A 15,422-nucleotide genomic window follows, 5' to 3' on the forward strand; every position below is an offset into this window, starting at 1 on the left:
CTACGCCTCCGTGCGAGGCAGGTTGCTGGCCGACACCAGCGTGCGGATCGCGCGCAGGGCCACCGAGAGCGTCGCCAGGTCGAAGTGGTCGCTCTCCCAGATCTCCGACAGCGTCTGACGGGCGCGTCCCACGGCGGCCGAGTTGGCCTCGGTCCAGCCGGCCAGCCGCTCCTCGGGGGGCAGGCCGGGCTTGCTGTGGGCCAGCACGTCACGGGTCAGCGACGCGTGCGCGGCGTACAGGTCGTCGCGCAGGGCCGAGCGGGCGATGGAGTTCCACCGGTTGTCCCTGGGCAGGGTGATGACGCGTTCGCGCAGGCGGGCGAGCTGCAGGCGGTCGGCCAGGTCGAAGTAGACCTCCGCCACCTCGTTCACCGGACGGCCCGTCAGTGACGCCACCTCGACCAGGTCCAGCGTCGAGTACGCGGACACCATCGACGCCACCCGCTCGGCCAGCTCCTGCGGCACGCCGCGGGCCACGAAGGAGTCGCGGCGCTCCTCGTACGCGGCCAGGTCGGGCCCGGTGAGCAGCTTGGGGATGTGCGCCGAGAGCCCGTTGACGCCCTTCAGGAAGAAGCTGATCGACCCGGCCAGGTCGAGCGGCGGACGCCGGTTGACCAGCAGCCAGCGGGTGCCGCGCTCGACCAGCTTGCGGCCCTCCAGCAGCATGGCGATCTGGGTGGCGGTGTCGACCTCGTTGTCCAGCGCCTCCACGGCCCGGTGGAAGCTCGGCAGGTCGAAGACCTCACGCGCCACCAGGTAGGCCCGCACGATGTCCGACGTGGAGGCCCCGGTCTCCTCGCCGAAGCGGAACATGAACGTGGTGCCCATGGAGTTGACCAGCTCGTTCACCACGCATGTCGTGATGATCTCGCGGCGCAGCGGGTGCGCGTCCATGTACGTGCGGAACCGCTCGCGCAGGTCCGACGGGAAGTACGACACCAGGCACGACGCCAGGTACGGGTCGTCGGGCAGCTCGGACCCCAGCACCTCGGCGTCGGCCACCAGCTTGGTGTAGGCCAGCAGGACCGAGAACTCCGGCGCGGTCAGCCCGAGCCTGGCCTGCCGCCGCTCGGCCAGCGTCTTGTCGGAGGGCAGGAACTCCAGCTCCCGGTTGACCAGCCCGTCCCGTTCGAGCTTGCGCAGGTAGCGGGCGTGGATGTGGAGCATCTCGACCGCCTGGGCGCGGGCCGCGTCGAGCACCACGTTCTGGGCGTGGTTGTCGCGCAGCACCAGGTCGGCGACCTCGTCGGTCATCGAGGCGAAGACCTGGTTGCGCTGCTTGTCGGTCAGCTCGCCGTCGCGGACGACCTGGTCGAGCAGGATCTTGATGTTCACCTCGTGGTCGGAGGTGTCCACCCCGGCCGAGTTGTCGATGAAGTCGGTGTTGACCAGGCCGCCGTTCAGGGCGAACTCGATCCGGGCGAGCTGGGTGAAGCCCAGGTTCCCGCCCTCGCCGATGACCTTGCACCGCAGGTCGCCGGCGTTCACCCGGAGCATGTCGTTGGCCTTGTCGCCGACGTCGGCGTTGGACTCGGAGCCGGCCTTGGCGTACGTGCCGATGCCGCCGTTCCACAGCAGGTCGACGGGGGCCCGCAGGATGGCGCTGATCAGGTCGTTGGGGGCCATCGCGTTGACGCCGGCCTCGATGCCCAGCGCCTCGCGCATCTGCGGGGTGATCTGGATCGACTTGGCCGTACGCGGGAACACGCCGCCGCCCGCGGAGATCAGCGAGGGGTCGTAGTCGTCCCAGGAGCTGCGCGGCAGGTCGAACAGGCGCTGCCGCTCGGCGAACGACCGGGCCGCGTCGGGCGTCGGGTCGACGAAGACGTGCCGGTGGTCGAAGGCGGCCACCAGCCGGATGTGCTGGGACAGCAGCATGCCGTTGCCGAACACGTCGCCGGACATGTCGCCGACGCCGGCCACGGTGAAGTCGGTGGTCTGCACGTCCACGCCCATCGTGCGGAAGTGGTACTTGACCGACTCCCAGGCGCCGCGGGCGGTGATGCCCATGGCCTTGTGGTCGTAGCCGACCGAGCCGCCGGAGGCGAAGGCGTCGCCGAGCCAGAAGCCGTACTCCTTGGCCACGCTGTTGGCGATGTCGGAGAAGGTGGCGGTGCCCTTGTCGGCGGCGACGACGAGGTAGGTGTCGTCGCCGTCGTGCCTGACCACGTCGGCCGGCGGCACGACCTTGCCGTCCACCAGGTTGTCGGTGACGTCGAGCAGGCCGGAGATGAACATCCGGTAGCAGGCCACGCCCTCGGCCAGAATGTCCTCGCGGGTGCCGGACGCGGGCGGACGCTTCACCACGAACCCGCCCTTGGACCCGGTGGGCACGATGACGGTGTTCTTCACCATCTGGGCCTTGACCAGGCCGAGGATCTCCGTCCTGAAGTCCTCCATGCGGTCGGACCAGCGCAGGCCGCCGCGGGCGACCTTCCCGAACCGCAGGTGCACGCCCTCGACGCGGGGCGAGTACACGAAGATCTCGTACTTCGGCCGCGGCAGCGGCAGCACGCTGATCGCCTGCGGGTCGACCTTCAGCGAGATGTACGGCTTGCGCTGCCCGTCGACCGTCTGGAAGTAGTTGGTGCGCAGGGTCGCCTGGATCATCTCCAGGTAGGCCCGCAGGATGCGGTCCTCGTCGAGGGAGGCCACCTCGTCGAGGGCGCCCAAAATCTCCTCGCTGAGCGCCTCCACGAGGTCGACCCGCACGTCGTCGCCGCGCTTCGGGTCGAGCTTGGCCTCGAACAGGCGGACCAGCAGCCGGGCCAGCCGTACGTTGCCCAGCAGCACGCGTTCCATGTAGATCTGCGAGAACGTGCTGCCGGCCTGCCGCAGGTACTTGGCGTAGACGCGCAGGATCTCGACCTGCTCCCAGGTCAGGCCGGCCCGCAGGATGAGGGCGTTGAAGTTGTCGGCCTGGACCCGGCCCTGCCACAGGGCGCTCAGGCCGTCCTGGAAGAGGCGCTTGAAGTCGTTCCTGTCCACCTCGACCGAGGGGGTGTAGCGCAGGCCGAAGTCGTAGATCCAGGCGTTCTTGGTGCCCGCGTCGCCGTCCCTGTCGATCTCGTACGGCCGCTCGTCCACGACCTCGACGCCGAGCCGCTGGATGAGGGGCAGCGCCTCCGACAGGGAGATCGGCGAGCCGACCTTGTAGATCTTCAGCCGACGCTCACCCTCGGTGGCGTCGTAGGGCTCGTAGAGGTTGATCGCCACCTCCTCGCCGTCGGCGACGAGCTGCTCAAGGCGGCGCAGGTCGACCACGGCGACCTTGGGCGGGAAGTCGGCCTTGTACCCCTCGGGGAAGGCGGAGACGTACCTTCTGACCAGCGCGGGGGCCTCCTCCTCGGAGGTCATCTCGTCGAGCGCGACGGCCAGGTCGTCCTCCCAGGAGCGGGTCAGCGCGGCCAGGCGCGCCTCCAGCTCCTCCACGTCGACGCTGGGCACGGGGAGCTGCTCGCCGCGCACGACCACGTGCAGCCGGGCCAGCACGGACTCGCCGATCATCGCGCTGTAGTCGAGCGACCTGCCGCCGAGCGCCTTGAGCAGCACCTCCTGCATCTTCAGCCGCACCTTGGTGGTGTAGCGGTCGCGGGGCAGGTAGATCAGGCAGGAGATGTAGCGGCCGTAGTCGTCGCGCCGCAGGAACAGCTTGACCTGCTTGCGCTCGCGCAGCCGCAGCACGCCGAGCGCGATCGGCAGGAGCTGGGCGACCGAGGTCTGGAACAGCTCGTCGCGCGGGAACGTCTCCAGGATCTCGATCAGGTCCTTGCCGTCGTGGCTGTCGGGCGCGTGGCCGGCGGCGTTGAGCACCTCGGCCAGCTTGCGCCGCAGCACGGGGATCCGGGAGATCGACTCGTTGTAGGCCACATGGGTCAACAGGCCGAGGAAGCGGCGCTCCCCGATCACCTCGCCCTCGGGCGAGAACAGCTTGACCCCGATGTAGTCGAGGTAGGTCGCACGGTGGACGGTCGCCCGGCTGTTGGCCTTGGTGATGATCAGGAGCTGCTTCTCACGGGCCTTGGCCCGTACCTCCGCGGGCAGCGCGGAGAAGCTGTCCGAGCCGACCTTGTCGTCGCGCAGGATGCCGAGCGCGGCCCCGGGCAGGGCCTTCAGCGTCTCGCCCCGGTCGGTGTGCTCCAGCCGGTACTCGCGGTAGCCGAGGAAGGTGAAGTGCCCGTCGGCGAGCCAGCGCAGCAGGTCGAGGCTGTCCTCGACCTCGGCGGGCTCCAGCGGCGGCGGGTTCATACTGAGGTCCTCGGCCGTCTGTACGGCCAGCGCCCGCATCTTCCTGAAGTCCTCGACCGCGTACCGCACGTCGGCCAGCACCCGCTGCAGGTCGGCCTCGACGCGCCTGAGCACGGCGGGGTCGGCCTGCCGGTCGATCTCGATGTGGATCCACGACTCGACCAGCATCTGGCCGGTGACGTCCTCCTGGCCGCGGCCGAGCATCCGGCCCGTCATGTCGCGGCGCACCCGCATCTGGGGGTGGACCACCAGGTGGACGCCGATGTCGTGCCTGTCGAGCTCCATGGTGACCGAGTCGACGAGGAACGACATGTCGTCGGTGACCACCTCGACGACCGAGTGCCCCGGGTCCCAGCCGTTCTCCTCCAGCGTGGGGGTGTAGGCGCGGACCACGGCCCGGCCTTGGGGGCGTACCTCGGCGAGCTGTCGCTGGGACATCGCCGGGCCGTACACGTCGACGGGGTTGCGGTCGAGCAGGTCCTCGGGCGCGACATGGCGGTAGTAGAACCGCAGGAAGGAGAGGGCCTCCTCCGCGCTCATGTGCTCGCTGCCGACCGCGCAACTTTCCGCGGCTCTCTGCAGCAGCTCATCCTTGGCCTCGTCGAGCGGCATTTCGCTCTCACTCCTTTGTGAGGGTTTGCCATGGCTGTTCATAGCCAGGCTCTTAGTTCCCATAGCAAGGGGAAGTAGTGCAGACGCGTACGTCCGCGGAGACAGGGGGCACCGGTCGGGCCGTGGGTGCCCGACTCGGTGCGGATCCGCGGATGCGGGGGAACGGGCGCATCACCGTCGATGCCCACCGAACACCTCCCCCTGGACGCCCGGTCATGGTTCCGGGCGTGTGCCTTGCCGTACCGATATCACCCGAAAAGGACATAGACGTCAACGTGACATCGACATGGGGGGATCATCGCCGGAGGCCGAGGGGACGTTCCTGAGGTCGTCGAGCCGGTCGGGAAGCTCGGCCAGCTCCACGAGCTCGGCCTGGCACCGCTCGCACGCGTCGAGGTGGCGTTCGAACGCCTCGTGCTCCTCTTCGTCGAGGACACCGAGGACGTAGGCGGCCACCCCGTCGTGCATCAGCCGGCTACCCCCTTGTCCCGCAGCTGTTCGCGGAGAGCCCGGATCCCGTAGTAGAGCCGGGACTTCACCGTGCCCGGCGGAATCCCCAGAATCTCCGCCGCCTCACTTATCGTACGGTCTCGGAGGTAGGTCTGCTCAATGACTTCGCGGTGTTCGTCGGACAGGCTGCGCAGCGCGTCGGCGACCACGATCGCCGAAAGGGCGCGCTCGGAGCCGTCCGGCACCGACATCTGGTCGACTTCGGGCGGCTCGACCTCGTGAGGCCGGGCGCTCTTCCGTCGACGTCCATCGATAACGATGCGGCGGGCCACTGTCAGCAGCCACGCCCATAAAAGGCTCGGTTCCCATTGCAGTCTTGCCGAGTTTCGCCAGGCCCTGACCAGCGTCTCCTGTACGACGTCCTCGGCCCATTGCAGATCGTTACCGGTCGATTTGCGTACGTGGCGCAGCAGAGGGCCGCCGAACTCCTGGTAGAGCACCGCGATGCGATGTTCCGCCTCGGCATCCGCACTCTCGAACCTGCCGTCGAGGTGACCTAGCACGGGGCACATCTTTACACCTTCGTTATCCGTACGGCAGCCACTCCGATAACTCCAGTTATTTCTAACTATCTCCGGTCATGACTGAACCTGATGGTGTAAGCCCGCGTACCTCCCACCATGCAACGGCTTCGTGCGGCGAGACCCTCATGCCCGGCGGCTCCGTGGTGGCCGCCCGCCGCCGCCGAGGCGGTCGAAACGAGGAGACAACCATGAGGAGAACTGGGCGCATGGCCGCGGCCATGTCCGCTCTTGCCGTGGCGGCGGGGGGCCTGGTGTCCGCCGCCGTCATCGGCGTGGGACCGGCGCGTGCCGACCACTGCGACCCGGCCCAGGTGAGCCAGGAGAACGCCCGGCGCCAGGGCGACCGCGCCGCCGACCAGCAGGCCCCTGACCAGCAAGCGCCCGACCAGCAAGCGCCCGACCCGCAGGCACCGGACCAGCAGGCACCCGATCAACAGGTTCCCGACCAGCAGGTCCCTGATCGGCAGGCGCCCGATCAGCGGCAGGGTGGGGACCAGCAGGTGCAGGGCGGCGGGATCGTGCTGCACGACCCGGCGCGGTCGCCGGAGCCGGAGGAGTCCGCCGGCACCCTGTTCCGGCGCGACCGCTCGCCCCGGACCCCCACCGCCACCCCGGGCGCACCCCAGAACCCCGACCAGAACTCCCAGAACCCCCAGGACCCCCAGAATCCGCAGGACCCCCAGAATCCCCAAGACCCCCAGAACCCGCAGGATCCCGGCGACCAGCCGTCGGACCAGCGGGGCCGGCCGACCAGGACCGCCTCCCCCTCCCCCACGGCCTCCCAGGACGACGACTGCCAGGATCTGGGCCCGTTCGTCGAGGACTTCGTGGACATCCGCCAGGTCCAGCCCCTGAGGCTCGACGCCGGCATCGGCAGGAACGGCTCACGCGGCACGTTCGTCGCTCAATGCGGCACCAACCGCAACGGCCACAACAACCCCGACAACTTCATCGTGGCCCCCGGCGTGAGCAACGGCGCCCACCACCTCCACGACTACGTCGGCAACCTGTCCACGGACGGCTTCTCCACCGACGAGAGCCTGGCCGCCGCCGGCACCACCTGCCGCCTAGGGGATAAATCCACTTACTTCTGGCCGGTTCTGCGCGACCGCAAAGTGGACGCGAACGTCCAGGACCCGGACGGCAACGTGGGCCGGGTGATCCGCGCCCGAGCGGTGAGCCTGCAGTTCCGGGGCAACGCGACTTCCGGGGTCGTGGCGATGCCGAGGTTCCTGCGGCTGATCACCGGCGACGCCAAGGCCGGGACGAACGGCGGGGCCAACGCGCGGGCCCGCTGGACCTGCACAGGATTCACAAATCGCATAAGTCCCGATAAATATCCGCTTTGCCCGCGCGGAAGTCAGGTTCTTCGTATTCTGGATTTCCCCAGCTGCTGGGACGGTCAGAACACCGACAGCGCCAATCACCGCACGCACGTGGTCTTCCCCGGGCAGAACGGCGCTTGTCCGCAAGGCACCAGGGCGATTCCGCAACTGCGCATGCTCCTCGCCTACACGGTTCCACAGGGTCCGTCGTTCGCCGTGGACGCGTTCCCTGAACAGAAGCACAACCCGGTCACCGACCACGCGGATTTCGCCAACGTCATGCCCGATCGGCTGATGCAGTTCGTCGTCTCGTGCATCAACCGGGGGCGCCGCTGCTGACACGTCCCCATCAGCCTTCCGAGTCGTACCCTCACCCGACCTTGGAGGGAAACAGATGCTCCACAGACGACACCCCCGGCACGCCCCCACAAAGCTGGACACAAGGAACGTCCGGCTGGGGGCGAGCGCCTCGTTGACGGCCGTCCTGTTGTCGGTGTTCGCGCTGGCCAGGACCGAGCGCGGCGTCGCGCTGCTCGGCCGGGGAGTCAGTTTCCTAGAGTTCTACGCGGGCGTGTTCGCCCTGGTGCTGCTGACCGCGACGGTCGCGCTCGGCCTGCTCACCACCGAACGCGTGTTCCTGTCCCCGCCCAACCGGGTCAGGGCCCAGCTCGCGCACCGCGCCACCGCCCTCATCGGGCTGGGCTACCTGGTCACGCACATCGTCCTCATGGTCAGCCTGGGACACGCGCCGCCGGGGGCCGCGGTCGTGCCGGTCGCCGGGGTCTACGTGGGCTTCGGCGCGCTCGCCTTCGACCTGATGGTCGTGGCGGTGGCCACGGGGATGCTCAGAGGCCGCTTCGCCGTCCGCGGCACGCCGTGGTTGTGGCGGCTGCTGCACTCGGCCGCGTACCTGGCGTGGCCCATCGCGATCATGCACGGGCTGACGGCGGGCCGCCCACCGGCCGGCTGGGTGGCCTGGTCGTACGTGGCGTGCCTGGCCGCGGTCGGTTCGGCGCTGGTCGTCCGCGTGCTGGCCACGCTGCGCAGGCCGCCCGTCGTACCGGAGAGGGTCGAGGCGCCCGCCGTGACGGCCGGGATCGCGGCTGACGTACCCGTCGAACGGCCGCGGGCGACGGCGGCGGCCACGGCGACGGCGGCGACCGCCGACGCGCCGGTGAGCCTGGCCGACGCGCGGCGCAGGTACCGGGAGGCCGGATGAGCCCGCGCCGCGCGACCCCGAGGAGCCGGTCGTGATCCCGCACCGGGTGCCGCGCGTGCTGCGGATGGGCCCGGCGCGGCTGACCGCCGGGCTCGACCACTGCCGGCGGCTCGACCTGCCCGCGCACCGGACGCTGCACGGCGAGCCGCGCCCGCGCGAGCTGGCCGACCTCATCTCCATGGTGAACGAGGTGGACATGCGCGGGCGGGGCGGCGCCGCCTTCCCGTTCGGACGCAAGCTGCGGGCCGTGGCCGACGCGGCGGGCACGGGCGAGAGCGTGGTCCTGGTCAACGGCGCCGAGGGCGAGCCGGCCAGTTCCAAGGACGCCATGCTGCTCACCCGTAACCCGCACCTCGTCCTGGACGGCGCCATCCTGGCGGCGGAGGCGCTGGGCGCCCGCGAGGTGGTCGTGGCCACCGTCGAGGGCGAGGTGGCCGAGTCGTCCGTGTCGGCCGCGGTGGCCGAGCGCCGGGCCGCGAACGTGTCGGGCGGTTCGGAGAGCCGCATCCCGATCCGGGTGGTCGGCCTGGCGGAGCGGTTCATCAGCGGGGAGGGCGGTGCGCTCGTCCGCGGCGTGAACGGCGAGGAGGCCATCCCGCCGGGAAGGAAGCGGCGGGCCGCGACGAGCGGCGTGGACGGGCTGCCGACCCTGCTGTCCAACACCGAGACCTACGCGCAGTTCGCGCTGCTGGCCGAGTACGGCCCCGAGAAGTACGCCGAGGTGGGCACCAGCAAGGAGCCCGGCACGATTCTGCTCACGGTGAGCGGCGGCGCGGCCAACGGCGCGGTGATCGAGGCGCCGACCGGCGTCCTGCTGGCCGACGTCCTCGCGCTGTGCGAGGCCGAGGCCGGGGACGGCGTGCTGGTCGGCGGCTATCACGGCGCGTGGCTGTCGGCCGAGGTGGCCAGATCAGCGGTGATCTCGCGGGAGGGCATGAAGCTGGCCGGGGCCACGCTGGGCGCGGGGATCATCGTGCCGCTCGGCGACGCCACCTGTCCTTTGGGTGAGGCGGCCAGGGTGGCCTCGTACCTGGCCGCGGAGTCGGCCGGGCAGTGCGGTCCCTGCCGCCTGGGGCTGCCGGACGTGGCGCGGGCGCTGTGCGCGATCGCCGAGGGCACCGGCTCCGTGGACGCCGTACGCCGGTGCGTGCGGGCCGTCGAGCGGCGTGGCGCGTGCTTCCATCCGGACGGCACGGCCAAGTTCGTGCTGTCGGCGCTGGACGCGTTCGAGAGCGAGATCGCGCTCCACCTGGAGCACGGCTCGTGCGGCCGGCCGGTGCGCGGCGTGCTGCCGATGCCCGAGCCCGAGGTGGAGCCCGAGTACCGGCTGGAGGTGGACTGGACCCGCTGCCAGGGGCACGGACTGTGCGCGCACCTGCTGCCGGAGTTCGTGGACCTGGACGACTACGGGTTCCCGTCGTTCAGGAACGTGCCGGGTTGGATGGTCAAGGACGCGCGGCGGGCGGTCGAGATGTGCCCGGCGCTGGCGTTGCGGATCGCCCAGACGAACGGGGACGGGCCGAAGCCGCCCATGTCGCCGCTGCGGCTGGTCAAGGACGGCGTGCTGAGGAAGGCCCCGGGGCTGACGCGGGTGGGGGTTAGTCCGAACATCTTTGGATTTGGGGGGACAGCGGGGTGATTTCGGCAGTGATGGAGTTGTGACCAACTTGTCGCAAAGTCCACGCGTCTCATCGATCGGTTCGACACGACCGACGGGGGACGCCCATGGACCGCCGCGACTTTCTCCACCTCACCGCGCTCGCGCCGCTGGCACTCGCCGCCGACGCGAGGACGCCCGGCGCACCGGCCGTCGGCGCGCGACCGTCCGGCGCGGGATCGGCCGGCGCGGGATCGGCCGGCTTCGGGCCGTCCGGCGCTGAGGTGTCCGGCGTGGGGGCGTTCGGGGCGGGGCGGTCGGGGCCGCCGCCGGACTGGGCGCGGCTGCGCAGGCAGCTCGCCGGCACGCTGGTGCTGCCCGGCGACTCCGGGTACGACAGCGCCCGCCGCCTGTTCAACCCCGCCTACGACCGGATCAGGCCGGGCGGCGTGGCGTACTGCGCGAGCCCGGCGGACGTCTCGGCGTGCCTGGCGTTCGCGCGCGCGACCGGCGTCGCGGTCACCGCCCGTTCCGGCGGCCACTCCTACGCGGGCTGGTCAACCGGGACCGGCCTGGTGATCGACGTGTCCCGGATGAACGCGGTCTCCTACGCCTCCGGCCGGGCCACGGTCGGGGCGGGTGCCAAGCTGATCGACGTCTACGACCGGCTGGCCCGGCACGGCGTGAGCATCCCGGCGGGCTCGTGCCCCACGGTCGGGATCGCCGGGCTGACGCTGGGCGGCGGCATCGGCGTGGTGTCGAGGAAGTACGGGCTCACCTGCGACACCCTGGAGTCCGTACGCGTGGTCACGGCCGACGGCCGCCTGCTGACCGCGGACGCCACCCACCACTCCGGCCTCTACTGGGCCTGCCGCGGCGGTGGCGGCGGCAACGTCGGCATCGCGGTCTCCTTCACCTTCCGCACCCACGCCACGCGCGGCCTCACCGTGTTCTTCCTGCGCTGGCCGTGGTCCAAGGCCGGGGCCGCGGTGCGCGCCTGGCAGTCGTGGGGCCCGTCCGCGCCGGACGAGCTGTGGTCGTCGTTGCACCTGACGCGGGCGGAAAGCGGCCTGGACGTGCTGGTCGTCGGCACGTACGAGGGCCCGAAGGCGTCACTGGACCGTCTGCTCGCCCCGCTGGTCGCGCGGATCGGCACGCCGTCGTCGAGGTCCGTGCGGACCACGTCGTACCGGGAGGCCATGATGGTCATGGCGGGGTGCGCGTCACGGTCGGTGGCGCAGTGCCGCCGGACGCCGCGGGAGGCGTTCGCCGCCAAGTCGCACCTGGCCTACGCCGGGCTCCCGGCCGACGGCGTCCGGCGCCTGGTGGACGGGGTGGCGCGGGGCGGACGGCACTCCGTGCTGCTGGACGCGCTCGGCGGCGCCGTGGGCCGGGTCAAGCCGGCCGCCACGGCCTTCCCGCACCGGGCCGCGCTCTACAGCGTGCAGTACTACGCGGAGGGCACGGACCGGACGTGGCTGCGCAAGCTGCACGGCGAGATGACCCCGCACTTCGGCGAGCACGCCTACGTGAACTACGTCGACCCCGACCTGACCGGCTGGCGCGGCGCCTACTACGGCCCCAACGCCGCCCGCCTGGCCGAGGTGAAGTCCACCTACGATCCCGACCGGCTGTTCCGCCTGCCGCAAGGCATCTGACCTACTTCTCCCGCACATAGACGGGTTCGCCGATGTCCACCATGTCGAACAGCCGCTTCGAGGTGGCCAGCGGCAGCCGGACGCAGCCGTGCGAGGCGGGCCGCAGCGGCACCTTGGACGAGCCGTGCATGGCGATGCCCCCGACGAAGTAGAGCGAGTCGTACATCGTGCCCAGCGGCCCCTCGGTCCAGCCCGGCGCGCGGCTGGTGACGTGGAAGTCGCCGGTCGGGGTGATCGCGTTGCCGCAGTGGCCGTTCTGGCAGTAGTCGACCCGCGCGCCCGTCGAGACGTGCGAGACGAGCGCCGGGCGGCGGTGGCGGTAGACGACGAGGAGCTGGTAGCGCAGGTTGATCTCGACCCGGTCGGCCTCCCCGTTCGGCACCAGCGGCCGCATGCGCACCGGCCGGCCGAACGCCTTCCACACCTCCGGCCCGACCGCGCCCTGGGGCCGCAGGTGCCGGTGCTTCTGGAACGCCCACACGCCGAACTTGGTCTGCTCGTCGTAGACGCCGTTGATCCTGCCGTAGTAGTAGCCGCCCCGGTGCAGCCGCTCCTGGAGGTGCCTGACGGTCTCGCCGCGGTCGCCCGGCCGCAGCACGACCTCCCCGCCGGGCACCGCCGTGTCCGCCACGGCGGGCGTACCGGCCAGGAACGGGAGCCCACCACACCCTAGAGCGGCGAAAACAACCGCTCTCCGAACCTTTGTGATCATAGGTCAACGCCTACCCAGATCGCCGACAATTCACGACACTGGTAAATCATGCTAAAAACAGGCATATCGCTTTTATGCGACAACAAAGTCAAAGCTTTAGGCGTTTTGAGCAAGCCCGAAAGGGGCGAAAAAGAAAGGCGGATGCGCCATGGACGCATCCGCCTTTCCTCCAGAAGCCGGGGAGTGAGCTGCGCGTTCACCCACCCGGTTTCTGTTCACCCCTCCGAACAGCCCCCACCTTAGCCAAGCCGACGCCCGGAACGCACACCGTTCGGCAAAACCTTTCCGGCGAATATCCGGGTGAGGCAAAAAACGAGTCGCGCGAGCGCCGGTACGGCTGGAAGTATGCCGAGATATGCGTAACTGGCCGCTCTTTGAGCTCTCCATCACCACGCCGCGGCTGGAACTGCGGCACCCCAGCCTCGACGACCTCGACGAACTGGCCGACCGGGCCGCCGAGGGCGTCCACGAGGCCGGCTTCATGCCGTTCCTGTTCCCGTGGTCCGAGGCCGCCCCGGCCGAGCGGGTCCGACGGACCGTGCAGTACCACTTCAGGAGCTGGGCCGGATTCACCGCCGAGGACTGGTCGGTGGAGCTGGTCGCGGTGCACGAGGGCCGGGTGGTCGGCACCCAGGGCATCACCGCGACCGGCTTCCCGGTGGCCCGGCAGGTCAAGACGGGCTCCTGGCTGGGGCGGCGCTTCCAGGGCCTCGGCATCGGCACGGAGATGCGCAGGGCCGTCCTGCACTTCGCCTTCGCCGGGCTCGGCGCGCGGCACGCCGTGACGGAGGCGTTCGAGGACAACCACGCCTCGCTGGCGGTGACCAGGAAGCTCGGCTACCGCGACGACGGCGTCACCGTGCACGCGCGCCAGGGCGAGCCGGTCGTCACCCGGCGCTTCCGCATGGCCCGCGAGGACTGGTCGCCGTCGCCCGACATCGAGATCCACAACCTGGACGCCTGCCTGCCCCTGTTCGGCCTGGAGCCCTGAGCCGCCGCCGTCGCCGTCACCGTCACCGTCACGACGGCCTGAAGTGCCGCAACACCTCCGGGTTCGCCATGGCGTCGGGGTTGGCCGCCTCCTCGACGGGCGTGCCGAGCAGGATCTTGCGTACGGGCACCTCCAGCTTCTTGCCGGACAGCGTCCGGGGGATGCCGGGCACGACGCGGATCTCGTTCGGCACGTGCCGGGGCGACAGCTCCTGGCGAAGGGCCGCGCACAGGGCGCGTTCGAGCTCCTCGCCGAACTCGGCGCCCTCGGCGAGGGTGACGTAGAGCAGCAGGCGGCCCTCCTGGCCGAGCTGCCCGGTGTCGATCACGAGGCTGTCGGCGATCTCGTCGAACCGCTCCACGACCCGGTAGAACTCGCTGGTGCCCATGCGCACGCCGCCGCGGTTGAGGGTGGAGTCGGAGCGGCCGTAGATGACGCAGCTCCCGTCCTCGTTGATCTTGATCCAGTCGCCGTGCCGCCACACGCCGGGGTAGACGTCGAAGTAGCTCTCGAAGTAGCGCCGCCCGTCGGGGTCGTTCCAGAACATCACCGGCATGGAGGGCATCGGCCGGGTCAGCACCAGCTCGCCCACCTCGCCGACCACCGGCTCGCCCTTGGGGTCGTACGACTCCACCTTCGCCCCCAGCGACCGGCACGGGATGATCCCCGCCCTGATCGGGTGGAGCATCGTGGCCCCGACGAACCCGGTGCACACGTCGGTGCCGCCGGAGAACGACCCGATCGGCGTCCCGGGCAGCTCGGCGGCGACCCACGCGAAGCCCTCGGGGGGCAGCGGCGAGCCGGTCGAGCCGATGCCGCGCAGCCGCTCCAGCCCGGTCGGGTGGATCCCGTCCTTCAGCGAGGCCATGATGTACGGCGCCCCCACCCCGAAGTACGTCACCTGCTCCGAGGCGGCGATCCGCCAGAGCGCGGCGGGCGAGGGATGTGTGGCAGAGCCGTCGTAGAGCACCGGCGTGGCCCCCACCAGCAGGGCGCCGATGAGGTAGTTCCACATCATCCAGCCCGTGGTGGTGTACCAGAAGAACACATCGTCCTCGCCCAGGTCCTGGTGGAAGGCGAGCGACTTGAGGTGTTCGAGCAGCACGCCGCCGTGCCCGTGCACGATCGGCTTGGGCAGCCCGGTCGTGCCGCTGGAGTAGAGGATCCACAGCGGGTGGCCGAACGGCACCCGGTCGAACTCCAGCGGCCCGGCCTCGGCCCGCAGCCCCTCCCAGCCGATCACCTCGCCGTGCGGCACCGAACGGGTGTGCGCGGCGCCGGGCTCGGCCCGCTGGGGGGCGCGGCCCTCGCCGGCCGCCGGCAGGTAGGGGATCCAGACCGTGGCGCGCAGCGTGGGCAGCTCGGCGGCGATCTCCTGCACGGCGTCGGAGCGGTCGTAGGTCTTGCCGTTGTAGCGGTAGCCGTCGACCGCGATGAGCACCTTGGGCTCGATCTGCTTGAACCGGTCGACGATGCTCGGCACCCCGAAGTCGGGCGAGCCGGCCGACCAGACGGCGCCCAGCGAGGCGGTGGCGAGGAAGGCGATCAGAGCCTGGGGGATGTTCGGCAGGTAGCCGGCCACGCGGTCGCCCCTGGTGACGCCGAGCCGGGCCAGGCCGGCGCGGACGCGGGCCACCTCGTCGCGCAGCTCGGCGTACGTCAGCTCCTGGCGGGCGCCGTCCTCGGAGACGAAGACCAGGGCGGTGCCCTCGGTGCGCCGCAGCGCGTTCTCGGCGTAGTTGACCGAGGCACCCGCGAACCAGGTCGCGCCGGGCATCTCGCCCGACAGCACCGGCCCGTCACCGCGCTCCCCGATGACGTCGAAGTAGTCCCAGAGCGACGCCCAGAACTCCTCAGGACGGTCGACGGACCACTGCCACACCTCCTCGTAGCTCGCTCCGGACCGCCCCAGCCACTCCAGGTAGCGGGTCAGCTTGGCGGCGGCCACGACCTCTTGGGTCGGCTCCCAGAGAAGCGCACCTTCAGCAACCATGTGCCCCATCCTGTCGCCCGGTAGGTGGAAAGT

At 70.7% G+C, this 15,422-nt stretch carries 10 protein-coding genes; 5 read left to right on the top strand and 5 right to left on the bottom strand.

Features of this window, described 5'->3' with window-relative positions:
• The 3 genes from ACIHAD_RS02695 to ACIHAD_RS02705 form a co-directional block, all read right to left on the bottom strand.
• A complete protein-coding gene (locus ACIHAD_RS02695) occupies positions 1-4,860 on the bottom strand; it encodes an NAD-glutamate dehydrogenase (protein WP_397352581.1) in 4,860 nt (1,619 codons plus the stop codon).
• A 270-nt stretch (positions 4,861-5,130) separates the two neighbouring features.
• A complete protein-coding gene (locus tag ACIHAD_RS02700; protein WP_397352582.1) occupies positions 5,131-5,328 on the bottom strand; it encodes a zf-HC2 domain-containing protein in 198 nt (65 codons plus the stop codon).
• A complete protein-coding gene (locus tag ACIHAD_RS02705) occupies positions 5,328-5,873 on the bottom strand; it encodes a sigma-70 family RNA polymerase sigma factor (RefSeq protein ID WP_357702993.1) in 546 nt (181 codons plus the stop codon). The genes ACIHAD_RS02700 and ACIHAD_RS02705 overlap by 1 nt, the downstream gene beginning before the upstream one ends.
• A 209-nt stretch (positions 5,874-6,082) precedes the next feature.
• On the opposite strand from ACIHAD_RS02705, the gene ACIHAD_RS02710 reads away from it, so the two are divergent.
• From ACIHAD_RS02710 to ACIHAD_RS02725, 4 genes are all read left to right on the top strand, one after another.
• Positions 6,083-7,558 carry a DUF1996 domain-containing protein gene (locus tag ACIHAD_RS02710; RefSeq protein WP_397352583.1) on the top strand — a complete coding sequence of 492 codons (1,476 nt, stop codon included), beginning with the start codon at positions 6,083-6,085 and terminating at the stop codon, positions 7,556-7,558.
• 55 nt (positions 7,559-7,613) lie between these two features.
• Positions 7,614-8,438, top strand: a complete 825-nt coding sequence (locus tag ACIHAD_RS02715) for a hypothetical protein (RefSeq protein WP_397352584.1) — start codon at positions 7,614-7,616, stop codon at positions 8,436-8,438.
• A 31-nt stretch (positions 8,439-8,469) separates the two neighbouring features.
• The gene (locus ACIHAD_RS02720) at positions 8,470-10,077 is read left to right on the top strand and encodes an NADH-ubiquinone oxidoreductase-F iron-sulfur binding region domain-containing protein (protein WP_397352585.1); all 1,608 of its coding nucleotides are present in this window, start codon (positions 8,470-8,472) and stop codon (positions 10,075-10,077) included.
• An 86-nt stretch (positions 10,078-10,163) separates the two neighbouring features.
• Positions 10,164-11,693: an FAD-binding oxidoreductase gene (locus tag ACIHAD_RS02725; protein WP_397352586.1), complete on the top strand. Its 1,530-nt coding sequence runs from the start codon at positions 10,164-10,166 to the stop codon at positions 11,691-11,693.
• 1 nt (position 11,694) lies between these two features.
• On the opposite strand, the gene ACIHAD_RS02730 is transcribed toward ACIHAD_RS02725, so the two are convergent.
• Entirely contained in the window at positions 11,695-12,324 is a 630-nt protein-coding gene (locus tag ACIHAD_RS02730; protein WP_397352587.1) for a L,D-transpeptidase family protein, read from the bottom strand.
• A gap of 436 nt (positions 12,325-12,760) precedes the next feature.
• Here ACIHAD_RS02730 and ACIHAD_RS02735 point away from each other — a divergent pair, with 436 nt between their 5' ends.
• A complete protein-coding gene (locus ACIHAD_RS02735) occupies positions 12,761-13,396 on the top strand; it encodes a GNAT family N-acetyltransferase (RefSeq protein ID WP_397352588.1) in 636 nt (211 codons plus the stop codon).
• Positions 13,397-13,424: 28 nt separating this feature from the next.
• Here the strand turns inward: ACIHAD_RS02735 and ACIHAD_RS02740 are convergent, their stop codons facing one another.
• Positions 13,425-15,389 (bottom strand): acetoacetate--CoA ligase, encoded by a 1,965-nt coding sequence (locus tag ACIHAD_RS02740; RefSeq protein WP_397352589.1) that lies wholly within the window; start codon positions 15,387-15,389, stop codon positions 13,425-13,427.
• Positions 15,390-15,422 lie beyond the last annotated feature (33 nt).

This window comes from Nonomuraea sp. NPDC052265, from assembly GCF_044547985.1.
Taxonomy (GTDB): Bacteria; Actinomycetota; Actinomycetes; order Streptosporangiales; family Streptosporangiaceae; genus Nonomuraea.

What these genes read in the sequence shown, in the direction of transcription:
- ACIHAD_RS02695 (WP_397352581.1), bottom strand. Translation starts at nt 4,860, where the DNA reads ATGCCGCTCGACGAGGCCAAGGATGAGCTGCTGCAGAGAGCCGCGGAA.
- ACIHAD_RS02700 (WP_397352582.1), bottom strand. Translation starts at nt 5,328, where the DNA reads ATGCACGACGGGGTGGCCGCCTACGTCCTCGGTGTCCTCGACGAAGAG.
- ACIHAD_RS02710 (WP_397352583.1), top strand. Translation starts at nt 6,083, where the DNA reads ATGAGGAGAACTGGGCGCATGGCCGCGGCCATGTCCGCTCTTGCCGTG.
- ACIHAD_RS02715 (WP_397352584.1), top strand. Translation starts at nt 7,614, where the DNA reads ATGCTCCACAGACGACACCCCCGGCACGCCCCCACAAAGCTGGACACA.
- ACIHAD_RS02725 (WP_397352586.1), top strand. Translation starts at nt 10,164, where the DNA reads ATGGACCGCCGCGACTTTCTCCACCTCACCGCGCTCGCGCCGCTGGCA.
- ACIHAD_RS02735 (WP_397352588.1), top strand. Translation starts at nt 12,761, where the DNA reads ATGCGTAACTGGCCGCTCTTTGAGCTCTCCATCACCACGCCGCGGCTG.
- ACIHAD_RS02740 (WP_397352589.1), bottom strand. Translation starts at nt 15,389, where the DNA reads ATGGTTGCTGAAGGTGCGCTTCTCTGGGAGCCGACCCAAGAGGTCGTG.